23 protein-coding genes are annotated in these 23,127 nt (G+C 38.0%); 15 read left to right on the top strand and 8 right to left on the bottom strand.

Annotated elements, in window-relative coordinates; translation table 11 throughout:
* Positions 1-24 precede the first annotated feature (24 nt).
* The gene (locus tag EIY84_RS00170) at positions 25-948 is read right to left on the bottom strand and encodes a DUF3078 domain-containing protein (RefSeq protein WP_124639267.1); all 924 of its coding nucleotides are present in this window, start codon (positions 946-948) and stop codon (positions 25-27) included.
* A 20-nt stretch (positions 949-968) separates the two neighbouring features.
* Positions 969-2,081, bottom strand: a complete 1,113-nt coding sequence (locus EIY84_RS00165; RefSeq protein WP_124639265.1) for a DUF3078 domain-containing protein — start codon at positions 2,079-2,081, stop codon at positions 969-971.
* A gap of 228 nt (positions 2,082-2,309) precedes the next feature.
* Between EIY84_RS00165 and EIY84_RS00160 the strand changes: the two genes are divergently transcribed.
* The 4 genes from EIY84_RS00160 (at position 2,310) to EIY84_RS00145 (ending at position 6,073) form a co-directional block, all read left to right on the top strand.
* Positions 2,310-3,083 carry a rhomboid family intramembrane serine protease gene (locus EIY84_RS00160; protein WP_124639263.1) on the top strand — a complete coding sequence of 258 codons (774 nt, stop codon included), beginning with the start codon at positions 2,310-2,312 and terminating at the stop codon, positions 3,081-3,083.
* A 40-nt stretch (positions 3,084-3,123) separates the two neighbouring features.
* On the top strand, positions 3,124-4,239 hold the full coding sequence (dprA, locus tag EIY84_RS00155) for a DNA-processing protein DprA (protein ID WP_124639261.1): 1,116 nt from the start codon (positions 3,124-3,126) through the stop codon (positions 4,237-4,239).
* Positions 4,240-4,410: 171 nt separating this feature from the next.
* A complete protein-coding gene (gene gdhA / locus EIY84_RS00150; protein WP_124639259.1) occupies positions 4,411-5,769 on the top strand; it encodes an NADP-specific glutamate dehydrogenase in 1,359 nt (452 codons plus the stop codon).
* A 91-nt stretch (positions 5,770-5,860) separates the two neighbouring features.
* Positions 5,861-6,073 (top strand): DUF3820 family protein, encoded by a 213-nt coding sequence (locus EIY84_RS00145; RefSeq protein WP_124639257.1) that lies wholly within the window; start codon positions 5,861-5,863, stop codon positions 6,071-6,073.
* 7 nt (positions 6,074-6,080) lie between these two features.
* On the opposite strand, the gene EIY84_RS00140 is transcribed toward EIY84_RS00145, so the two are convergent.
* On the bottom strand, positions 6,081-6,617 hold the full coding sequence (locus tag EIY84_RS00140) for an RNA methyltransferase (RefSeq protein WP_124639255.1): 537 nt from the start codon (positions 6,615-6,617) through the stop codon (positions 6,081-6,083).
* 86 nt (positions 6,618-6,703) lie between these two features.
* Between EIY84_RS00140 and mutS the strand changes: the two genes are divergently transcribed.
* Both mutS and EIY84_RS00130 read left to right on the top strand, forming a co-directional pair.
* Entirely contained in the window at positions 6,704-9,286 is a 2,583-nt protein-coding gene (gene mutS, locus EIY84_RS00135) for a DNA mismatch repair protein MutS (RefSeq protein ID WP_124639253.1), read from the top strand.
* Positions 9,287-9,375: 89 nt separating this feature from the next.
* A complete protein-coding gene (locus EIY84_RS00130; protein WP_124639251.1) occupies positions 9,376-10,011 on the top strand; it encodes an outer membrane beta-barrel protein in 636 nt (211 codons plus the stop codon).
* An 85-nt stretch (positions 10,012-10,096) separates the two neighbouring features.
* On the opposite strand, the gene EIY84_RS00125 is transcribed toward EIY84_RS00130, so the two are convergent.
* Together EIY84_RS00125 and EIY84_RS00120 are read right to left on the bottom strand one after the other, a co-directional pair.
* A complete protein-coding gene (locus tag EIY84_RS00125) occupies positions 10,097-10,528 on the bottom strand; it encodes a nucleoside deaminase (protein WP_124639249.1) in 432 nt (143 codons plus the stop codon).
* 10 nt (positions 10,529-10,538) lie between these two features.
* Positions 10,539-11,171 (bottom strand): energy transducer TonB, encoded by a 633-nt coding sequence (locus tag EIY84_RS00120; protein ID WP_124639247.1) that lies wholly within the window; start codon positions 11,169-11,171, stop codon positions 10,539-10,541.
* 162 nt (positions 11,172-11,333) lie between these two features.
* On the opposite strand from EIY84_RS00120, the gene fumC reads away from it, so the two are divergent.
* A complete protein-coding gene (gene fumC, locus EIY84_RS00115) occupies positions 11,334-12,725 on the top strand; it encodes a class II fumarate hydratase (RefSeq protein WP_124639244.1) in 1,392 nt (463 codons plus the stop codon).
* 109 nt (positions 12,726-12,834) lie between these two features.
* On the opposite strand, the gene rnpA is transcribed toward fumC, so the two are convergent.
* The 3 genes from rnpA to EIY84_RS00100 are packed head-to-tail and all read right to left on the bottom strand — an operon-like array spanning position 12,835 to position 14,584.
* The gene (rnpA, locus tag EIY84_RS00110) at positions 12,835-13,230 is read right to left on the bottom strand and encodes a ribonuclease P protein component (RefSeq protein ID WP_124639242.1); all 396 of its coding nucleotides are present in this window, start codon (positions 13,228-13,230) and stop codon (positions 12,835-12,837) included.
* A gap of 1 nt (position 13,231) precedes the next feature.
* A complete protein-coding gene (locus EIY84_RS00105; protein ID WP_124639240.1) occupies positions 13,232-13,960 on the bottom strand; it encodes a tRNA threonylcarbamoyladenosine dehydratase in 729 nt (242 codons plus the stop codon).
* On the bottom strand, positions 13,961-14,584 hold the full coding sequence (locus tag EIY84_RS00100) for a TatD family hydrolase (RefSeq protein ID WP_124639238.1): 624 nt from the start codon (positions 14,582-14,584) through the stop codon (positions 13,961-13,963).
* An 84-nt stretch (positions 14,585-14,668) separates the two neighbouring features.
* On the opposite strand from EIY84_RS00100, the gene EIY84_RS00095 reads away from it, so the two are divergent.
* From EIY84_RS00095 to EIY84_RS00060, 8 genes are all read left to right on the top strand, one after another.
* The gene (locus EIY84_RS00095) at positions 14,669-15,298 is read left to right on the top strand and encodes a TetR/AcrR family transcriptional regulator (protein WP_124639235.1); all 630 of its coding nucleotides are present in this window, start codon (positions 14,669-14,671) and stop codon (positions 15,296-15,298) included.
* 109 nt (positions 15,299-15,407) lie between these two features.
* Complete coding sequence (gene bamD / locus EIY84_RS00090; RefSeq protein ID WP_124639233.1) at positions 15,408-16,403, top strand: outer membrane protein assembly factor BamD; 996 nt, start codon at positions 15,408-15,410, stop codon at positions 16,401-16,403.
* Between the two features lie 32 nt (positions 16,404-16,435).
* Positions 16,436-16,759, top strand: coding sequence for a DNA-directed RNA polymerase subunit omega (locus EIY84_RS00085; protein ID WP_124639231.1), 324 nt, complete (start codon positions 16,436-16,438; stop codon positions 16,757-16,759).
* Between the two features lie 104 nt (positions 16,760-16,863).
* Positions 16,864-18,066, top strand: a complete 1,203-nt coding sequence (coaBC, locus tag EIY84_RS00080; protein ID WP_124639229.1) for a bifunctional phosphopantothenoylcysteine decarboxylase/phosphopantothenate--cysteine ligase CoaBC — start codon at positions 16,864-16,866, stop codon at positions 18,064-18,066.
* A gap of 30 nt (positions 18,067-18,096) precedes the next feature.
* Complete coding sequence (gene porD, locus EIY84_RS00075) at positions 18,097-18,999, top strand: type IX secretion system protein PorD (RefSeq protein ID WP_124639227.1); 903 nt, start codon at positions 18,097-18,099, stop codon at positions 18,997-18,999.
* 78 nt (positions 19,000-19,077) lie between these two features.
* Positions 19,078-20,727, top strand: a complete 1,650-nt coding sequence (locus EIY84_RS00070; protein WP_124639225.1) for a DNA repair protein RecN — start codon at positions 19,078-19,080, stop codon at positions 20,725-20,727.
* Positions 20,728-20,829: 102 nt separating this feature from the next.
* Positions 20,830-22,293, top strand: coding sequence for a DUF5687 family protein (locus tag EIY84_RS00065; protein ID WP_124639223.1), 1,464 nt, complete (start codon positions 20,830-20,832; stop codon positions 22,291-22,293).
* Between the two features lie 25 nt (positions 22,294-22,318).
* A complete protein-coding gene (locus EIY84_RS00060) occupies positions 22,319-23,035 on the top strand; it encodes an ABC transporter ATP-binding protein (RefSeq protein WP_124639221.1) in 717 nt (238 codons plus the stop codon).
* Positions 23,036-23,127 lie beyond the last annotated feature (92 nt).

Below are 23,127 nucleotides of genomic sequence, written 5' to 3'. Positions count from 1 at the left end.
CTTTTTTTAATAATTTTTAAAAATCTATTTTTTATCCACTTTCCAAGAGTGGTTGTTTTTATTTTCGGATCTCTTCACCCCATTGTCAATGGTATAAGCCAAACCAACACCTAAAGTTTGTTTAAGTTGCGTTTTTTTGATTTGGTTATGATCGTACAGTAAATCTAAAGTAATGTTGGACGAAATGTATTTGTTAATTTTCATATTCAAAGCACCGCTGTACCCCAAAACCAATCGCTCCGGATGATCCAAATAATTGGAAAACACCGATGCCGAATTGACCAAAGAAATATTCTCCATCAACTTCACTTTATAGATTGCCGTTCCCAAGAAACCGAACTGAAACAAGGAAGAATCGCCATTGTTCTTCAAGCCATAATTACCTGCAACTTGCAAATCTTTATCCAACACAAAAGTCCACTTGGCATTGGCAGGACGAAGCGTCATCGTAAAATTATCATTCGGTTTGTAGGTGATACCTGCACCCAAATTAAGATAGCCGGGAGCCATAAAATTGGATAATTTTGCTGCCGCAGGGTTGTTACCGTCCGCATATCCTGGAGCAAATTGCGTTAACAGACCAGCACCAACAGAAGCATACCAGTTTTTGTAAATCTCTCTACCGTAATTGGTGGAAAGGTTGATCACATCTTGGGTTTTTCTATTTCCCAAACCTTGGGTATTGTTCTGCCCATAACCAAGAATGACAATATTTTCCCAAAGATTTTTACCTTTTTCATAGGTCATGTTGTAGTTCACTCCGGCCAACCAACCTACATTGTTGGCACCACCACCAACCCAGTTGGAAAACGCCGCCTGATTGAGCATTAAAGTATTTTGCCCTACAACCGACCAATGCTTCACGGTAGCAGAATCTTGTACATTCGTTTCCTGAGCCACAGCAAAGCACCCGATTGCCGATAAAATGAGTACTGAAATTTTCTTCATGTGTTTATTTTATTTAAATTTTATTTTGTCACAATGGGTTTTATCACCTTTTTACGATTGTCTTTCTCAATATTTTGTCCACCCAAATTATAAATAAATCCAATACCCAGCGTTTGTTTCGTTTGTAATTTTTGAATTTGATAGTGATCGTACAACAAGTCCAAATTAACCACCGTGGTGATGTATTTATTAAATTTGATATTCAACGAGGCATTATAAGCGACATTTACCCTTTCCATATGCTCCAAATAATTGGAAAATAAATTCAATTGATTGTCCATATAGATTCCCTTATGAATATTCAGTCTATAGATAAAATTCATCCTAAAACCGAGCTCGGTTCTTAGGCTTTGTCCATCTTCCAACAAACCGTATTTACCTGCCTTTTGCAAAAGAGGGTCGGTCACGAAAGTAAATCGACCGTTGAGTGGGCGAAAAATAATCTGCAAATTTTCATTTGGATTATACGAAATACCGAGACCAACATTCAGGTACCCTGGAGCCATAAATTTTGAAATCCGATCTTCAAACTTAGGATCCGGCGTTGATGAGTAATTATATCCCGGCCCAAACTGCGTAACAAACTGAATACCCGACGACAGGTAATAATTTTTACCGATATCATAGCCATAATTGGAAGTCACATTGATGTAGTCATCTGTTTTTTTGGTCGGTTGTCCATTGGTAGTAACGAAACCAAATCCAAATTGGAAAATATTTTCCAAGAAATGCTTGTTCTTTTTGTAGCTCATGTTGTAATTCACTTTTGCAATTACACCGATATTGCTATTCCCTCCGGCATTCCAATTCGAAAAAGACGCTTGGTTAAACACCAAATTATTCTGCCCCATAAAGTACCATCGTTGCGGATCTTTATATTTTACCAATCCAAAAGGCGTCAACGGCATTTCTGTTGGCCCGTTCGGGACGACCGCATTTTTAGGAATGTATATGGTATCTGCAAATTTTCTTTTAAAGCCTTCAATTTTAGGATTCGCCAAACTATCCAAATCCAAATTGGTTTCAGACCATTTTTTTTGCCCAATAGAGTCTATCAGCTTTCGATACTCAGAAATTTGAGCAGAAGCACAGACCGTCATCAACATTAAAAATATTGAAGTTACTTTTTTCATAATCTATTAATCAGTAATAATTGAGAATATAAAGGCCTCATCAAAATTGTTTTTCAATATTATTTTAGATAACCCTTACTTTCAAAACAACGAGCGACAAAATTAACACATTGAAAATTAAAATTTAAAAATAAAAATGCATTTTGTCTCATTTTTTGACTATTTTTATCAATAAAGGACAAAATTTCCTACAATTTATTGTGGCTTTCGTTTTGATAAGTTATATCCATGTTAAAAAAAACCATTTCTAAAAAGGCCATCTTCTACCCACTTGCAATGCTTTTTGCCATGTGGTTTTTTTATTTTTTACAACTTCATGGTTTTTTTGAAAGTTGCAACGGCGCCATTATTCCACTTCACCCGGACGGACTAAAAGGCATCTTGTTCTCCCCATTGCTTCACGGAAGCTTAGACCACATCATTGGAAACTCCCTCCCCATGGTGATTTTGATGTTTTTGTTGTATCAGTTTTACCCCAGCATTGCCAACAAAATATTTTTTACAGGATGGATTGCTGTTGGGCTTTTGGTCTGGCTCCTGCCTCCCATAGACATCATGACTGGCGAGTACCGATACATTTGTATTGTTGGTGCCAGCGGTTTGGTTTATGTTTTGGCATTCTTCCTCTTTTTCAGTGGCGTCTTTCGTTGGAACATGAAACTCCTCACCATTTCTTTATTGGTTGTTTTGTATTACGGTGGTTTGGTTTGGGGCATATTTCCAGAAGAGTTTTTCTCCAACCTGAACGAACCCAGCAAAATATCTTGGCAAGCCCATCTTTCTGGTGCCATCATCGGAAGCATTATGGCTTTTATGTACAAAAACATTGGTGATAAAAAGAAGAAATTCATTTGGGAATACCCCAATTATTATAGCGAAAAAGACGACAAGCTTTGGCAAGAATACAAAGAAAATCACCCTGAAGACTTCTCAGAACTGCCTCATAAAAAGAAAGACGACATCTGGAACCGATTGGATGATCTAAGAAAAAAAGAAAATTAGCGATACTTTTTTTTTCATAATTTTGAATAAAAATACGCAAATGTTTACCGATGAACACCTCTATTCCATTGCTTTACGAAAGTGTGCATTAATTGGCGATATCAATTTTCACAAATTGGTTTCTAAGTTCGGAAGTGCACAAGAGATTTGGAAAACCTCACACAGCAACTTAGGCAAAATGAATGGTTTAGGCAGGAAAACCATTGCCGAAATTGGCAATACCGAACATCTGAAATTTGCAGAAAAAGAATTAACATTTTGCGAGAAAAACGCTGTTAAAATCTGGCTTCGACACCAAAAAGACTTCCCAAAACTGCTGAACGAGTGCGACGACGCTCCGTCCATACTTTACCACAAAGGAAGTTACGACGAAAGCTACAAATGCATTAGTATGGTAGGGACGCGACATGTTACCTCCTACGGAAAAAATTTTGTCGAAAACTTCATCAGTTCTTTACCCAATTGCAACATAAAAACCGTCAGCGGATTGGCCGTAGGAGCCGACACCGAAGTACATGAACAATCCATAAAACACAACAGACCCACCATTGCCGTTCTAGCACATGGTTTTCAAACGCTGTATCCGTCCAAAAATAAATTTCTTGCAGAAAAAATCCTCGAACACGGAGGCATGCTCATCACCGAATTCAACTCGAGCCAGAAACCGGATCCTCAAAATTTCATACAAAGAAACCGCATTGTAGCAGGACTTTCTGAAGCCACCATCGTGGTCGAAACCGCCTTTGGAGGAGGCTCCATCAGTACCGTTTCGTTTGCCAACAACTACAACAGAGACATCTATGCCCTCCCCGGTCGCATTGGTGACAAATACAGTCAAGGATGCAACCAACTTATTGCACAAAATAAAGCCAGCACCATCTCCACCATCAACAATTTGATCGAGAACCTAAACCTAACCACCAAAGAGTCGGTCGGTGAATTATTTCCTAAAAATACAACCTTAGAACTTAGTCCTTCTCAGCAAAAAATCTTTGATGCCGTATCTTCAAAAAATGACATTTCTTTGGATGAACTGTCTGAAATACTGCAAATTCCAGGGCATCAATTGTTAGGAAGCATCTTAGAGTTGGAATTGATGAACATCTTGAAATCTACCTCATCCAGACAATACCGCATCAATAAGAAATACAATTAACATAAAACCAATATTTCCTACATAAATTACCCTTTCCCAAACCATCCAAAGCTTTACTTACATTTAACCTAATTTTCACATGACAAAAATTAGATTATGATAAATGCAAATTTTCCTTGTCCATCCAAAAAAGAAATATAAATTTGTTTTATTAAAATTATTTAAAGCATAATGAACACACAGAATATTGAGCAGGAAATCCAAGATTTCATCTCTAGAATTGCTTCAAAAAATCCTAACGAGCCTGAATTTTTACAAGCCGTAAAAGAAGTTGCCCACACCGTTATCCCCTTCATCCACACCCATCCCAAATACAAAGGGATGAAACTTTTGGAAAGAATGGCAGAACCCGAAAGAACCATCATCTTCCGTGTACCGTGGATTGACGACAAAGGCGAAATACAAGTCAACAGAGGGTTCAGAATCCAAATGAATTCCGCCATTGGCCCGTACAAAGGAGGACTGAGATTTCATCCTACGGTAAATCTATCCGTTTTAAAATTTTTAGCCTTCGAACAAGTTTTCAAAAATTCCCTCACCACACTTCCGATGGGCGGTGGAAAAGGAGGTTCTGATTTTGATCCACAAGGGAAATCCGACATGGAAGTGATGCGCTTTTGCCAAGCATTTATGACAGAATTGTGCAAACACATTGGCCCAGAAACCGATGTCCCTGCCGGTGACATTGGAGTTGGAGCTAGAGAAATCGGTTATTTATTCGGTCAGTACAAAAAAATCCGAAACGAGTTTACCGGAGTACTAACCGGGAAAGGATTGGCTTATGGAGGATCCTTGATCCGTCCTGAGGCAACAGGTTACGGCGTTGTTTATTTCTGCGAACAAATGCTAGCAACCAAAGGCGAAAAAATTGCTGGAAAAACCTTCGCCGTTTCCGGATTTGGAAATGTAGCTTGGGGCGTAATAAAAAAAGTGAACGATTTGGGCGGGAAAGTCCTTACCATTTCCGGTCCGGACGGATACATCTATGATAAAGACGGTATTTCTGGTGAAAAAATCAATTATTTGCTAGAACTAAGAGACTCTGGAAACAATAGAGCCGAAGATTATGTTAAAAAATATCCATCGGCTGAATTTCATGCTGGAAAAAGACCTTGGGAGGTAAAATGCGATGTCGCCATTCCTTCAGCAACACAAAACGAATTGAACTTGGACGATGCCAAACAATTGGTTGCCAACGGTTGCATCTGTTTAACAGAAGCAGCCAATATGCCATCGACCTTAGACGCTATTGAGCATTTCATTTCAAACAAAGTGCTTTTCAGCCCGGGCAAAGCCTCCAATGCGGGTGGCGTAGCAACTTCCGGATTGGAAATGACCCAAAATTCCATCCGTCTAAACTGGTCTTCAGAAGAGGTTGACCACAGATTGCACGAAATTATGGTCGGCATTCACAATGCGTGTATGGAATACGGAAAAGAACCTGATGGCTATGTAAATTATGTAAAAGGAGCAAACATTGCTGGTTTTGTAAAAGTTGCCGAAGCCATGCTGGCACAAGGCGTTGTATAAGACACCATCAAAATAATTTTTGTGGTTATCTCCAAAAGAGATGGCCACATTTTTTATATTTTTACCCCAGAAAAAAAATATCTCCCTGCAGATGGATCCAAAAATTTTAGAAGAAATCGTACAAGTAAAAATGCCTTTCGGAAAATACAAAGGTCGAATCCTGGCCGACCTGCCGGTATCTTATCTGGAATGGTTTCTGAGAAACGGAGGTTTTCCTGCTGGAAAATTGGGCATGCAACTTCACACCGTTTACGAAATAAAACTCAACGGATTAGAAGACTTGCTACGACCGCTTAGAAAATAACCGCCAATTATCTCAATCCTTTAAAAAACTCCCAAATTACAATTCCCCCACAGACTGAAACATTTAAAGAATGTTTGGTTCCTAATTGCGGAATCTCCAAACAACAGTCGGAAACAGAAATGGCCTCGTCCGAAACTCCATCCACTTCATTTCCCAAAACCACAGCATATTTTTTAGTTTTATCGATACCGAACTCATCAATCATCTTAGAGTTGTTGGTTTGCTCGATGGCCAGTATCTCATAGCCTTCAGCTTTCAAATCGTTGATGGCATCCTTGGTTTCTTCAACAAAACACCAATCGACGCTTTCCGTTGCACCCAATGCTGCTTTATGAATCTCTCGATGTGGCGGTTGCGGAGTGATGCCACAAAGTATAATTTTTTCCACCAAAAAAGCATCGGCCGTTCTGAAAACCGCTCCTACATTGTGCATGCTTCGGATGTTGTCCATCAAAATAACCAAAGGGATTTTGGCGGTATTTTTAAAGGCTTCCACATCTATTCTGCCCAATTCTTCTAACTTCAGCTTCTTTGTCGATTGCATTTTTTCGTATTTTTGGCAAAATTAAGTTTTTAACCTTCAACCTAAAAAAATTCATAGAGAGTTTTTTTGAAAAGAGATGTAAAATTATGGCAAAAGAAAAGAAAGAAACCCCACTTATGAAGCAGTACAATGGCATAAAAGCCAAATATCCCGATGCGGTATTGCTGTTTCGTGTGGGCGATTTTTACGAAACTTTCGGATCCGATGCCGTAAGAGCAGCACAAATTTTGGGTATTACCCTTACCAAAAGAGGCATTGGTGAGGAGAACACAGAGCTTGCCGGTTTCCCACACCATTCTTTGGATACATATTTGCCCAAGCTGGTTAGAGCGGGACTTCGCGTTGCCATTTGCGACCAATTGGAAGATCCGAAAATGGTAAAAGGCATTGTCAAACGAGGAGTTACGGAATTGGTTACCCCTGGAGTTACCTTCAACGATCAGGTGTTAAGTTCGAAAAAAAATAATTTTCTTCTTTCGCTTCATCATGAAAAAGGAAAATACGGAATAGCTTTGGTTGATATTTCTACCGGTGAATTTTTAGTTTCCGAAGGCAATTTGGAAAAACTGTTGCACTTGGTACACACTTTCGACCCTAGTGAGATCATCTACCAAAGAAGCACACCTCTTCCCGAGCAACTGAAAGCGAAAAATTTCTTTAAGCTCGAAGATTGGGCCTATCAATACAACTATGCTTACGAAAAGCTGACCTTGCACTTCAAGACCAAGTCACTGAAAGGTTTCGGTGTAGAAAATCTTCTTCTAGCCATAACGGCTGCAGGAGCGGTTTTTGCATATCTGGTAGAAGACACACACCACGCTTTGCTGCAACACATCACCAAGATTTCCGTTGTCCCTCAAGACGATCTTTTGATGATGGATCAATTCACACTCAGAAATTTAGAAATCATCTACCCAAGCAATCCTCAGGGAAAATCTTTGTTGGACATTATTGACAAGACCACAACTCCGATGGGCGGTCGCTTGTTGAGAAGAAGATTGGTTATGCCTCTGAAATCGGTAAACGAAATCAACCGAAGACTGAATCTTATAGAGTTTTTCAATAAAAATGAAGATTTAAAATTTGAAATTTCAGATCACCTGAAGACCATTTCTGACCTAGACCGATTGATGGGAAAATTAGCCGCCGAAAAAATCAATCCAAAAGAAATGGGCTACCTTCGTCAGTCGCTCATCAGCATTCAGTCCATTCGACAGTTGCTCAGCACTCACCACGATCTTATGGCTTGGATAGAACCGCTGAACCAACTTCAGGATCTGATCGACTATCTGTCCAATCGATTGAATGAAGAGCTCCCCATCAACATCAACAAAGGAAATGTTATAAAACCTGGGGTTGACGAAGAATTGGATCGACTGAGAAACCTGCAAGGAAGTGGAAAAAATTATTTAGAAGAAATGTGCCAAAGAGAAATTGAAAACACAGGAATTTCTTCCTTGAAGATCGATTTCAACAATGTTTTTGGTTATTATATCGAAGTTAGAAACACGCACAAAGACAAAGTCCCAAGCGAATGGATACGCAAGCAGACTTTGGTCAATGCCGAACGATACATTACCGAAGAACTTAAAGAATACGAAAGTCAGATTTTGGGTGCCGAAGAAAAAATTTCGGTTTTAGAAGGCGAATTGTACAGAAAAATTTGCACCGAGGTCATGATTCACATCGACTTTATCCAACAAAATTCGCAAATCATCGCCCAATGGGATGTGGCTTTGGGATTTTCTGAGCTTGCCCAACACCAAGGTTATACCAAACCCATTTTGAATGATGGTTTTGCCATTGACCTAAAAGAAGCCCGACATCCGATTATAGAAAACACACTTCCGCTTGGCGAAAAATACATCCCAAACGATATATTTTTGGACAAAGACTCACAACAAATCCTCATGGTTACCGGTCCGAACATGGCTGGTAAATCGGCCATATTGCGACAAACGGCATTGGTCTGTCTATTGGCACAGGTTGGCTCATTTGTCCCGGCAAAAAATGCTGAAATTGGTGTATTGGACAAGATTTTCACCCGTGTAGGAGCTACGGACAACATCTCTTCTGGCGAATCTACTTTTATGGTGGAAATGAACGAGGCCGCAAACATCCTGAACAACATCTCGGACAGAAGCTTGATTCTTTTGGACGAAATAGGTCGTGGAACCTCCACCTACGATGGGGTATCCATCGCTTGGGCCATTGCAGAATATTTACACGAACAAACGGTACAACCCAAAACCCTATTTGCCACGCATTATCACGAGCTAAATGAAATGGCGGTAAGTTTTGAAAGAATTAAAAATTTTCATGTGTCCATACAGGAAAACAAAGGAAACATCATTTTCCTAAGAAAATTGGTTTCCGGTGGTAGCGAACACAGCTTTGGTATCCATGTTGCAAAATTAGCCGGCATGCCTTCTAAAGTCGTACACCGAGCCGAAGAAATTTTAAAAACTTTAGAAAACAGCCGAAGTAAAAAGGGCAAAGACAAGATAAAGAAAGTAACGGAAGAAAACCTTCAGCTTTCCTTTTTTCAATTGGACGATCCCGTTTTAGAAAACATTCGAGAAGAACTGACCAAAATAGACATCAATACGCTAACACCAATAGAAGCCTTGATGAAATTGAATGCCATAAAAAAAATGATCGGAAAATAGTTTCTTCGTTCAAAAAAGTTTTATTCCAATGAGAAAAATATTAAATTTGATTTATCCACTCAAACAAAAAAATCAAATATATTTGGATCATGAAAAACTATAAAAATTTGAACTTCAAAATATTTTTAACCATGGCCTTATGTGTATTTTCTAATAAAGCCACCTCACAAACAAACGAAATCATAAACCCAAAAGGAAAATGGTTTTTTGGAGGCGAAATGGGTTTGAATGCAATAATTTCTGTCCATCCGAGCAGAATGACTTCTTTTCAAGCGGGTCTTTTAGCAGAATATTATTTTGCAAAAAATTGGTCTGTTAACGGTAGAATAAAATATTTTGAAACAGGAGTGATCCATGAAAACAATTCTACACATGGTCAGTTTGAAGGAGCAGTACTATCGCTTCCCTTAAATTTAATTTGGAAATATCGGATAATAAAAAACTTTAGCGGAAATTTTAAATTGGGATTTGCATTGAACCAAGAAATAAAAAGCAATTACGATTATCCTTCAAACGAGAAAACGGATTATTCAAAGTTTTATGGTTCTTTTAATCCAGGATTGGGATTTAACTATTTTATTTCGGACAAAACAGCAGTCTTTATGAATTATGAGGTTTTTATTTTAGGCAATAACAGAACAGAAAACAATATGCTTAAATTAACGCCAAATTCTCCAAACAACAGTTTATTCAATATCGGAATAAAACATGATTTCTTGTTCTAAGCACTAAAAATAACGCATTGATCCTCTTATAAATTTAAAATCAATTTCTTTTTCTTTCTAAAAGCAATCAAAAAGCAGCAATTTTCTATCGCTTATTTTTAAAAAAATCTTTGATGATTGCGGAACATTCATCTTCTAAAACTCCATAGACGATTTCTGTTTTGGGATGCAGGGAAAGTCCTTTTGCCAAGAAACCACGATGCTGGTCTCTGGCACCAATAACCACTTTGGATATTTGCGACCAAGACAATGCCCCTGCACACATCACACAAGGTTCTAGAGTGACATAAAGTGTACAATTAATCAAATACTTTCCGCCTAAAAAATGGGCTGCTGAAGTTATGGCCTGCATTTCTGCATGGGCAGTTACATCGTTCAGCATTTCGGTTAGGTTATAACCTCTTGCAATAATTCTGTTATCAAAAACCACCACACAACCCACTGGAATTTCGCCCTTTTCCAAGGCGACTAAGGCTTCCTGATAGGCTTGTTTCATAAAATATTCGTCGGTAAACATCTTCAAAAAATTAATCAAATCGCATGGACAACGGCATCTTGAATCGGTATCTCACCGGATTTTTATCAATGATGGCCGGTGAAAATTTATTGGGTAAAAGGTACATCGCAATTTCTGCTTGTCGGTTAAAAATGGAATTGTCGCCCACGGCATTTACCTGAGTAATTTCACCGGATTTGTCCACAATAAAATCAATTTCGGTTTGCACAAACTTTTGATTTTCGTCCACATTATCAAAATAAAGCAAACTGGCAACTTGTTTTCTAAGCTCGTTCATCCCACCAGGATATTCAGCCGGAATTTCGCCTTTAGGCAATCGTCCTCCTTCTTTCACGAAAGTTTGAGCCAAATCCTGCTCGGATTTTGGATGCAGAATTTCATTGTTTTTCACCTTAATCAAGATGTTTACGAATTCGACATTCTGTACGCTATCCATCTTCACCATAAATTCGGCAAAAGTCTTTTTAATTTCAACTTTCTTGTAATTATCAGGTTCTTCATCAAACTTTTTCTTAAACGATTGCCCCAACAAATAGCGCTGATAATCAAAATAACCTTTGGCTTTTTTAAATTCTTCATTCTGCTGAGAAAAAACAAAATTCCCCAACAGCGATAAAATCAATAGAAACAGTTTGTATTTCACAAATTCAATTTAAACCCGTAAAAATACAAAGAAATCTTGGAAAACTCACTCTTTATCTAAAATCAATACTCATTTAAAAATCAAAACTTTAGCATTGATTTAACAAATAAATAAAAATGACAAATCCATGAAAATCTTCTTAAATTTATAAAAAATATTACGATGAATTACAGAACAGAACACGATACAATGGGCGAGGTGAAAGTCCCTGCCGATAAATTTTGGGGTGCACAAACCGAAAGATCCAGAACCAACTTTAAAATCGGCCCTGAAGCATCCATGCCACACGAAATTATTGAAGCCTTTGCTATTTTAAAAAAAGCAGCCGCACACACCAACACCGATTTGGGCGTTTTAAGTCCCGACAAAAGAGATCGGATATCCGCAGTCTGTGACGAAATTTTGGAGGGAAAACTCAACGATCAATTTCCACTGGTCGTTTGGCAAACCGGATCCGGAACACAGAGCAATATGAATGTAAATGAAGTTATTGCCAACAAATCCCACTGCAACAACGGTGGTAAGTTGGGTGAAAAACCTGACATCCACCCGAACGACGATGTCAACAAGTCCCAATCTTCCAACGATACATTTCCAACGGCCATGCACATTGCAGCGTATAAAAAAGTTGTGGAAACCACTTTGCCGGCTTTGGAAAATCTAACTAAAACCCTGCAAAAAAAAGTCATTGACTTTCAAGATATTGTAAAAATCGGGAGAACCCACCTGATGGACGCCACTCCTCTAACTCTGGGACAGGAATTTTCAGGCTATGTTGCACAACTGAAACACGCCAAAAAGGCCATTAAAAACACACTTCCACATCTTAGCGAATTGGCTTTGGGCGGGACTGCCGTAGGTACCGGACTGAACACGCCGAAAGGTTACGATGTAAAAGTAGCTGAATACATTGCTCAATTTACCGCTTTGCCCTTTGTTACTGCTGCTAACAAATTTGAAGCATTGGCGGCACACGATGCCTTAGTCGAAACGCACGGCGCACTGAAACAATTGGCGGTATCGCTATTTAAAATAGCACAAGACATTCGGCTGTTGGCTTCTGGGCCTCGCTCCGGAATTGGAGAAATTTATATTCCGGAAAACGAACCGGGATCGTCCATCATGCCGGGAAAAGTAAATCCCACACAAAATGAGGCCCTGACCATGGTTTGCGCCCAAGTTTTAGGAAACGACACCACCATTTCTTTCGCAGGCACCCAAGGAAATTATGAACTCAATGTTTTCAAACCGGTGATGGCCTACAATTTTTTGCAGTCTGCACAATTATTGGGCGATGCCATGACTTCCTTCAACGAACATTGCGCTGTAGGAATAGAAGCCAATCGGAAAAGGATAAAAGAATTGGTGGACAAATCTCTGATGTTGGTTACAGCCCTCAACACGCATATTGGATATGAAAATGCTGCAAAAATCGCAAAAACCGCCCATAAAAACGGAACTACCCTAAAAGAAGAAGCCGTTAATCTGGGATTATTGACTGCAGAACAATTTGATCTTTGGGTAAATCCTGAAGATATGGTAGGTAAAGATTAGACCAGAATCTGTATGATAAAAAATGAGCATTCTAAAGATGCAACACTCGAGTCATTCCCAATCAATAAAGGGAAATAAGACCTAGGAAGAAACGCAAGAAATGGGTTTGTTAGACTGAAGTAGAAGCTGTTCTGGTTTTAGCTACTTTTTCGCATATTTTTTTAAATTCCACCAGAACATCTTCTTGTTTTTGGGGAAGTTCTTTAGAAATCCAAAACAACATGGTCAAAGTCGTTTCACCAAAAGAAGCGGTGTACAAATCTTTGTTCAACCTGTAGCATTCGCGCAATAACCTTTTTATGCGGTTTCTGTCCACCGCTTTTTTAAAATATCGTTTGGATACACAGACTCCAAATTTTCCTTGTTCTGGATTTTCCAATTTATTTTCATAAAAAACCACCCTCAGGTAATGATGGGTTTTCCATTTTCCTTTCTCAAAAAGCAATCCCAATTCTTTTTTTTGCTTGAGCTTTTCTACTCTGGAATATGTCGTGCTTGTTTCCATGTTATTTCTTTTTAGAAATGTAATTGATGACTTCTGCTGCAGCATGAAGCCCAAAAAGTGCCGGCATAAAACTGACGGTGCCGTAATAGGATTTTTTGAACTGGCTGCCATCGGTCATCTTCAGACTGTCTTCTTGTTGCAGTTCGGTAGAAAAAACACATTTGAATCCTTTGGTGATGCTGTATTCCCTTTTCAACCGTTTGCGGATTTGCTTGGCAAGATAGCAATTGTTCGTTTTGCTAATGTCTCTAACCATGACTTGGCTAGGATCCGTTTTCCCACCGGCTCCCATGGCCGAAATAATTTTTACTTTTCTGTTTCTACATGCTTTGATAAGGGTGAGTTTGGGCAAAACACTGTCGATGCAGTCCAAAACATAATCGTATTTCTTTTCGTCCAAAACTTTCTCCATGTCTTCTGGATTCAAAAACTGGAAAATGGTTTTTAAATTCAGCTCGGGGTTTATTTCCAACAACCGGTTTTCAAGAACATTCACTTTTGGCAGTCCAACGGTCGAATGCAAAGCAGGAAGTTGTCTGTTGATGTTGGTTTTGTCCACCACATCGCCATCCACAATGGTCAGATTGCCCACTCCGGCTCTTGCAAGAAATTCTGCTGCAAAGGCTCCTACTCCGCCCAGTCCTACAACCAAAATTTGTGCACGGATTAGTTTTTCTAAACCCTCTTTTTTTATGAGCAATTCGGTTCTTTCCAGCCAATCGGTATTCATTTATTTGATGGTATTTTCTAAATTTTTTTGAATTTGATTTTGAAGTTCTTCCACAGATATTGATTTTATATCCGCTACCTTTTGATAAAGTTCAACGATTTCGAAGTCGGAATCATCGGTTTCTAAAAATATTTTTTCTAATGGAACTTCTTTTATAACAAGTTGCAAAGATACACGGTTCAGAACTGCTTTTCCAAAACTTAGAGAAAAACCATGGGACAAAAGTTCTTGGGCAAGTGCATTTTTTTTGTTAAATCCATGAATAACCATTTGGACTTTACTCTTTTTTCCCAACGCAATGGTTTCCGAAAAAGAACGAACACAATGGATGATGATGGGCTTTTGTATTTCGTTGGCCCAATCGATTTGTGCTTCGAACACCGATTTTTGGAGTTCAAAATCGACAGCAATCAATCGGTCCAATCCACATTCTCCAATGGCTTTACAGTTTTTGTCGGCACTGATGTCTTTTACGGTCTGCAAATTTTTTTTCCAATTTTCATCAATATCCTTTGGATGCAATCCGATAGAAAAAGGATTTGTAAAAACATCTTCAAGAATGTTTGCGTTATAAAGTCCTGATTTTTTTTGAGGATGGTGATGGTGGAAATCGAATAAAAACATAATCAAATTTACAAAAATGAAAGAATAATTCAATTGAAATTTGCATATGCTATGAAAATGATTACTTTTACAAAAACTATTTGAATGGACGCTAGATTTTCAGAAAAACAAATTCATATTTTGGAAGTTGCAGAAGAGCTAATTGCTCAAAAAGGATTTGAAGGAACCTCGGTAAGAGAGATCTGTACCAAAGCTCAGGTCAATGTAGCCATGATTTCGTATTATTTTGGGTCAAAAGAAAAAATGATGGGAAGTCTATATCAATTACGGGTGCAAAAAACAAGACAGAATTTTAAAGAATTTTCTGAAATTATCAAGGACGGGAATCCGGAAATGCAGTTTAAAGAAATCATAAAATTCGTTACCAAGCAATTGTTTAAGTACAGCTATTTTCATGGCTTCGTGACTCAAGAACTTCGTGCTGGAGATGATTTGAAATCCGAATTGACCGAATTTTATAAAGTTACGGTTAATAAATTGGACGAGTTGGTGCAAAGAGGAGTAGCGACCGGTGTGTTCACCCATGCTCCTAAGGCAGAAGACATGCTCACCATCATACTGGGATCGACATTATTTGTTATCAGGAATAAGAATTTTTACCAAGAATATGTTCCTCATAAAAATGAGCAATCGTATTTGGCAGAAGCCGAAAAGAAAGTTTGTGCCAGCATTTTATTATCTCTTTTTGCATCATTAGGCTACCATCAATCCTAATAAATTCATTAAAAATCATTAAAATAAAAGGTTAGGAGAAAAAAAAGTATATTTTTGCAAAATCAATATTGATTACTATTAAAAATAAAAAATCTTTCGGGAAAATATTATGAAAAAATACATCATGGTCATTTTTGCGGCATTCACTCTTACAGCATGCAGTAGAGATCAGGAAAAAGCGATGAAAAGTGCCGATAAAAATTTCATTTTGAAGGTGGCTAATGAAAAATTTGCAAAGAAAAAATGGAGAGATGCGTTGTCTCTTTATGACCGATTGAGCAATTTAGTAGCTGGAACCGATGATTATCCGAATGTATTGTACAACCAAGCGTACGCCAACTATTACGACAAGGCTTATAGAATTGCGGGAGCTCAATTCAAGAGTTTTACCGTAAACTTCCCTAAAGATCCTAGAAAAGAAGAAACGGCATACATGTCAGCTTTGTGCTATTACCAAGGCAGCATGGAGTACAATTTGGACCAATCCAGCACCAAGTCGGCAATCAACGAGTTGCAAGATTTCTTAAACACATATCCCAATTCTGAAAAATCAAAAAACATCAGTTCATTGATTGATGAATTGTCATACAAGCTTGAATTTAAGGCTTATGAAAGCGCCAGACAATATTATAAAATGGGCGAGTACAAAGCTGCGTCGGTTACATTTGAAAATGTTTTAGACGATTTTCCAAGCACCAAACTAAGACCTCAGATTTATGATTATATTCTAAAATCAAAATACGAATTGGCCATCAATTCCATTTACGATTTAAAAGAAGAACGACTGAAAAGCGCCCTTGCTTTTGCTAAAACCGTAGAAAAAGAATTTCCAAATACAGATCTTGCAAAAACAGCAGTGAGTACCACCGAAAAACTGACTAAGGAAAGCGAAAAGTTTGCCCAGTTGCAAAAGGATGTTGAGAAAAGAAGAGCAGCTCTAACCGAAAAACAAAAGAAATTAGCCGACAATGAAGCCGAAAAATTAAAAACGGAACAACAGCTTAGAGATCAGATGTCAGCAGAGAAAAGAGCTCAACAAACTTTGAGAGACTCTGCCAAAATTGCAACACCGGCACCAAATGTAACCTTGCCAATTAAAAAATAATTATTAACTTTGCAACCTTAAATTGTTTAACAATGAGCGTAAAGGACACTAAAGCAGAACTAAGTACAATAACTTACGATAGAGATAAGATTGAAGAAAAAGTAGGCTCCATCTATGAGGCTATCGTGATTATGGGAAAAAGAGCAGAACAGATCAATGCAGAAATCCGTTCGGAACTTCATGCAAAGTTGGACGAGTTTGCGGTTCATAATTCTACTTTGGAAGAAGTTTTTGAAAACAGAGAACAAATCGAAATCTCTAAGCATTACGAAAGACTTCCAAAACCAACATCCATCGCCGTTAGAGAATGGCTGGATGACGAAGTATACTTCAGAAAAACAGAAGAGAAAAACTAATTTTTCTTCCTCAAGATATCTCCGAACAAGGCTTACTTGTTCGGATTTTTTTTTGCATAAAAGCATTCAAAAAAAATATGTAAATTCGTACAATTAATTTGTCTATGAGCTTTTCAGGAAAAAAAATTCTCATTTTAGTAACAGGAGGTATCGCCGCATATAAAATCAACACTTTGGTTCGTGATTTTGTAAAGGAAAATGCCGAAGTTCAGGTTTTGATGACTCCAGATGCACAAAAATTTGTTTCAGCATTAACCCTGTCTACCCTCTCCAAAAAACCAGTATTTACGGAGTTTTATGGCGATAACGGCACTTGGAATTCTCATGTAGAAATGGCACTGTGGGCCGATTTGATTTTGGTAGCTCCATGTACGGCAAATACTTTGGCCAAAATGGTAAATGGACTCTGCGACAATTTGGTGATGGCAACCTATCTTTCAGCGAAGTGCCCGGTTTTTATTGCTCCTGCAATGGATTTGGACATGTACCAACATCCTTCAACGAATATAAATTTAGAAAAAGCCAAACAATTTGGACACCATATTATCCCTGCTGAGCATGGCGAATTGGCAAGTGGACTTATTGGCCAAGGACGAATGTCCGAGCCGCACACCATATTGGAAGTTATCGGAAAATATTTCAATTCTAAACACTCGCAACTAAGCGGAAAAAAAATCCTCATTACGGCTGGTCCAACCTATGAGGCGATAGATCCTGTGCGATTTATTGGAAATCATTCCTCCGGGAAAATGGGTTTTTCTCTGGCAAAAGAAGCCGCAGAAAGAGGTGCTTTGGTCACTTTGGTATCCGGGCCCACAACATTATCCATTGAACATCCCAATATAAAACTTATCCGTGTGACTTCGGCAAAAGAAATGCTGACGGAGGTTATGGAAGTTTTTGATTCTGTAGATGTTGCAATAGCCTCTGCGGCAGTTGCGGATTACACTCCAAAAGTGGTTGCTCAAGAAAAAATTAAGAAAAATGAAGATTCGTTTACCATAGAATTGGTGAAGAATCCGGATATTTTGAAAACCATGGGCCAGCAAAAAAAACATCAGATTCTGGTAGGATTTGCTCTAGAAACTCAGAATGAAATGGCCAATGCCAAAGGAAAATTGGAGAAGAAAAATCTAGACATGATCGTATTAAATTCCCTAAGAGACGAAGGCGCAGGTTTCAAGAAAGATACCAATAAAATAAATTTAATTACCAAAGACGAAATCGTAACCTTTGATTTGAAACCCAAAACTGAGGTGGCTAAAGATATTTTGGATGCTGTAGAGGCTAGGATGGAAAATAAATAAGCCGGATTTTCGTTTATAAAGCATATTATCATGAAAAAAATACTCTTCGTTTTTAGTCTTTTGTTTTTTAGTTCTCAGGCTTTTGCCCAGGAATTGATGGCACAAGTACAAGTAACTGCGCCGACTTTGGGTGGCAGCAATCAGCAGGTGTACAAAAGTTTGGAAAAAAGCCTTAAAGACTTCATCAACAATACCAGTTGGACCGGAAAAAAGTTGCAGAATTTTGAAAAAATAAAATGTAACTTTTCGATTATTGTAGCAGAAAGGGACGGCAATCGCTACAAAGGCAGCATTGTGGTACAGTCCGTTCGGCCGGTTTTTGGATCGACATACGAATCGCCCATACTTAATCTTAACGACACCCGATTTGGTTTTGAATACATTGAAAATGAAAATCTTATATTCAACGAAAGACAGTTTTCAGGAAAAAATTTAATTGATGTTATTTCCTTTTACATTTATTTGGTGATCGGATACGATGCCGATTCCTTTCAAGAAAAAGGTGGAAACCAATGGTTTTTAAAGGCTCAGCAAATTGCTCAAAATTCACAAAATAGAAATTACGAAAACTGGGCACCTATGGACGGACCAAAATCCCGTGGTTCTTTGATTAATGAAATTCTAAATCCCAATTACGACTCTTTTCGTGGGATGTTTTATGCCTACCACAGAGCAGGCTTGGACAATTTACACAACCAAGATCCTGCACCTGCAAAAAAAATAATCGCTGATCAGCTGAACAAGCTTCGATTTTATGAAAATAACTTCCAACAAAGTTATCCCATCAACCTTTTTATTGATGCCAAGAGCGATGAGATTTTTAGCATTTTCGATTCCAATAACAACGGAGCGGTCAATATGGGCGAGCTGAAACAACTGATGATGCTCTTTGCACCAAAATACATCGACTCCAAGTGGAATAAATGGAAATAAGCAGCTCAGTATTTGTACAATCTATAAAAACCTAATATTTTTGTAAAGCTTTTCATTTTAAAGCTTTATTTTTTCTCTATGCTTTCACGAATTTTTATACAGAATTTTGCCCTTATCGACTCCCTAGAAATCCACTTGAACCGCGGGCTTCAGGTAATCACAGGAGAAACAGGAGCTGGAAAATCCATCATCTTGGGAGCTTTGCGCCTATTGATGGGCGAAAGGGTGGACGCGAAAGCCATACAAAACACCGAAGCCAAAAGCATTGTAGAAGGCGAATTTCGTTTGCAAAATAATCTGATCCCTTTTTTCGAAAAAAACGATTTGGATTTTGAATCCTCTACCATCATCCGAAGAGAGATCTTGGTCAATGGGAAATCCAGAGCGTTCATCAACGATGTCCCAACGACTTTGGATGTTTTGAAATCCCTGTCCGAACAGATCATTGACATCCATTCTCAATTTGAAACATCGCATCTTTTTTCAGAAAAATTCCAATTCGAAATTATTGACGGTTTGGGAAATAATTTTGAAAATCTAGGTGAATATCAAAAGGAATTCAGTCATTTTTTAGGACTTAAAAAGACATTGGACCAACTGAAAAATCTATTGTTGGAAGGCACGAATGATGTCGATTATAAAAATTTTCTATTGGACGAACTTCTTTCAGCAGATTTGGACACTTTGAATATAGAAGAACTTGAAAGTCAATTGTCCCTGTATGAAAATGCAGAAATCATTGTTGAAAACCTTAACGACATCTTCTCCAGAACCGATCAAGACGAAGTAGGTGTGATAGATGCCTTGTTGGAAATAAAAAATAAACTCACAAAAACAGCAGAACTTTCGCATCAGTTTTCTGAAAACCAAGAACGAATGGAGACTCTCTTTTTGGAATTTAAAGATCTGATTTTTGACCTTCAAAATAAAGCCGAAAAAGTTGAAGTTAGCCCAGAGGTTTTATTAAAATTGAATGAAAGATTAAGCTTGGTGAATGGGCTTATGCAGAAACACAGAGTGAATTCTGTAGAAGAGTTAATCGAGATTCGAGACAGAATACAATCCGAACAATCCAATTTTGACGATCTGCAATCCAACATCGAGAATGCTGAAAAAGAACTGAAAAAATGTGACGATAGGCTTGAAAAACAAGCTGTACTTCTTAGTGAAATCAGAAAAAAGAACATCCCTGTTTTCAAGAACAAAATAGAAACTTTGCTGCAAAAATTGGGCCTGGAAAAAGCAAAATTGGATGTAGAACTTACCCCGACCAAAGACTTTAATTTGTTTGGAAAAGAGAAAATACAAATTCTTTTTCAGGCCAATTCGGGTTTTGCTCTTAAGCCCATACAATCGGCAATCTCCGGAGGCGAAAGAAGTCGTGTGATGCTGGCTGTGAAAAAAATCATGGCTGAAAACACCGATTTGCCGACCCTAATTTTGGATGAAATCGATACGGGAGTTTCCGGTAAAGTTGCCGACGAAATCGGAAAGGTCATGCAAGAAATGTCTCAAGATATGCAACTGATTGTTATCTCTCATCTGGCACAAGTGGCAGCCAAAGGAAATGACAATTATAAAGTTGTAAAATCAGAAATAGACGGCAAAACACGATCCAACATCGTGGTGCTAACCAAAGACGAGAAACTAAAAGAAATAGCCCAGCTCCTTTCGGGTTCTGTAATTACAGATGCTGCAATGAAACAAGCTGAGGAATTGATGAAATAGTTTGTAATACCGATTAAGATTTCTTTTTTGAAATCCTTTTTCAGTTATGTTTTATTTGACTTTCGCCTGTTTTTTTTGCATATTTGTAGTTAAAATGCAAAAATGTTCTTAAAGTTATTCAAGTTAGAGTTTAAAGGCCTTTTTCGATCTCCACAATTTTTAGCAAGTGTATTGTCCAAGATCATGATTAGTTTTGTCATGATTTATTTTTCTTTCATCTTAATTGGAGGTGCTTTTGCTTTATATTATGCCTCCATCGAAGAAGGGCAAGATCCTGTAAAGCTGTTTTCAAAGTATTTTATTGTGTATCTGGCGTTTGATCTTTTGGTAAAATATTTCATGCAACAAATGCCCACACAAAACATAAAACCATTACTGTGTCAGAACATTTCAAAAAACACTATTGTAGGACACACCATCTTCAAGATTGCTGCCTCATTTCTTTCTTGGGCATTTTTACTTTTCATTATTCCGTTTACGGTTTTGTTGGTTATCGACTCCGATTACAGTACCGTTGGGGTATTGTGTCTTGTTGTTTCCTCAATTCTATTGGTGTTCAACAATGTTTTGATCAACATCGTTATTAACAAAAACAATCTGTTTTTGTACTCGGTATTGGGGGTTATTGCTTTGGCAACATTGGCTCAATATTTTGGATATTTTGATTTTTTAGGCGCATCAGAAACTGTATTTATGGCTATTTACAATCAAAAGTTTTGGTTGCCGATGCTTGTTGTCGTATTCATTTTTAATGCACAATTTGTTTTTAAGTTAATCAAAAGAAATTTGTATCTGGATAAAGGTTTGGAAATGAAAAAAGCAGTCGGAAAAACCGAGAACATTGCTTTTCTCCAAAGATTTGGGAAGATGGGTATTTTCATTGGCAACGACATTCGCATGATCAAGCGTAGCAAAATGGCAAGATCAGCAGTTTTGGGTTCTTTATTCTTCCTTTTTTATGGATTTCTTATGTTTTCGCCAGGATACAACAACGATTTCATGAAAATTTTTATGGGATTGTTTGTTACCGGTGGCTTCATGTTTACTTTTGGGCAAAGGGTTCCGGCTTGGGACTCGTCCTATTATCCATTTATGATGACGCAAAACATCCCATACAAAGGCTACTTAAAAGCAAAATGGTCGTTGTCGGTTTTTGCAATAGGGGTTGCAATGCTATTTTCGTTGATCTATGCATTTGTTAGTTGGGAGCTTTTTTTCACCATTTTTGCCGCCGGATTGTACAATTTAGGGGTCAATTCTTACATGACGCTTTTTGCCGGTGCCTACAATAAAAAAGCCATAGACCTTAACTCGACCAAGAAAGCATTCGCTGGAGGAAGCAATAATTTCAACCTAAAAATTATGTTGTTGCTCATTCCACAAATGCTGTTGCCGATGGTAGTTTTCTCAAGTGTCAAATATTTTTTCTCCATTACGCCAGCCGTTATTACTCTTGGAGCTTTGGGATTAATAGGATTTTTGTTGAGAGATAAAATTTTCGAACTTATTGTTAAAGTTTACAAAACAGAAAAATATTCGACCATAGCCGCATTCAAACAGGATTAACCCTTAAAATAGACCAAATTAAAGTATGATATCAGTAGAAAACATTAGTAAAAAATACGGACAAAATACAGTCCTTCATCTTGAAAATTTAACCATAAACAAAGGGGAAACGCTTGGTTTGGTTGGAAATAACGGAGCCGGAAAAACCACATTTTTCTCTCTCCTTCTCGATTTGATTGAACCCACAACGGGAAGCATCAGCATTGATGGATTAAAGGTGAATGTGGACGAATCTTGGAAATCCAAAGTAGGTGCCTTCATCGATGAGTCGTTTTTGATTGGCTATCTAACTCCAGAAGAATATTTTTATTTTCTGGGAGAATTGAGAGGAGTGAACAAAACGCAAGTTGATTCATTTTTAAACAATTTTACCGATCTTTTTAATGACGAAATTATCCAAGCTGGGAAATACATCCGTGACCTGTCCAAAGGAAACCAAAAGAAAGTGGGTATTGTTGGTGCGCTGATTGGAAGTCCTGAAATTGTAATACTGGACGAGCCTTTTGCGAATCTGGATCCTTCTACCCAAATAAAATTAAAATACTTAATTAAAAAATGGGCGATGAAGGGCGAAACAACCTTCCTGATTTCTAGCCACGACCTTTCGCATACCACAGAAGTTTGCAATAGAATTGTGGTCCTTAACAAAGGGGTGGTGGTAAAAGATTTACAAACCAACCCAGAAACTTTAAAAGAACTGGAGGATTATTTCGCTTCGCAAGTCGCGATTGAAGCTCTTTAAAACAAGAGGTTATATCAACCCAAGTGTGAACTCTTGCTGTATTAGAGTATTAAAACTAAAAAAAGCCGTCTCGAAAATTTCTTTAGAGACGG

This window comes from Amniculibacterium aquaticum (genome assembly GCF_003852705.1).
Taxonomy (GTDB): Bacteria; Bacteroidota; Bacteroidia; order Flavobacteriales; family Weeksellaceae; genus Amniculibacterium; species Amniculibacterium aquaticum.
This window is presented reverse-complemented; position numbering and strand designations above follow the sequence as displayed.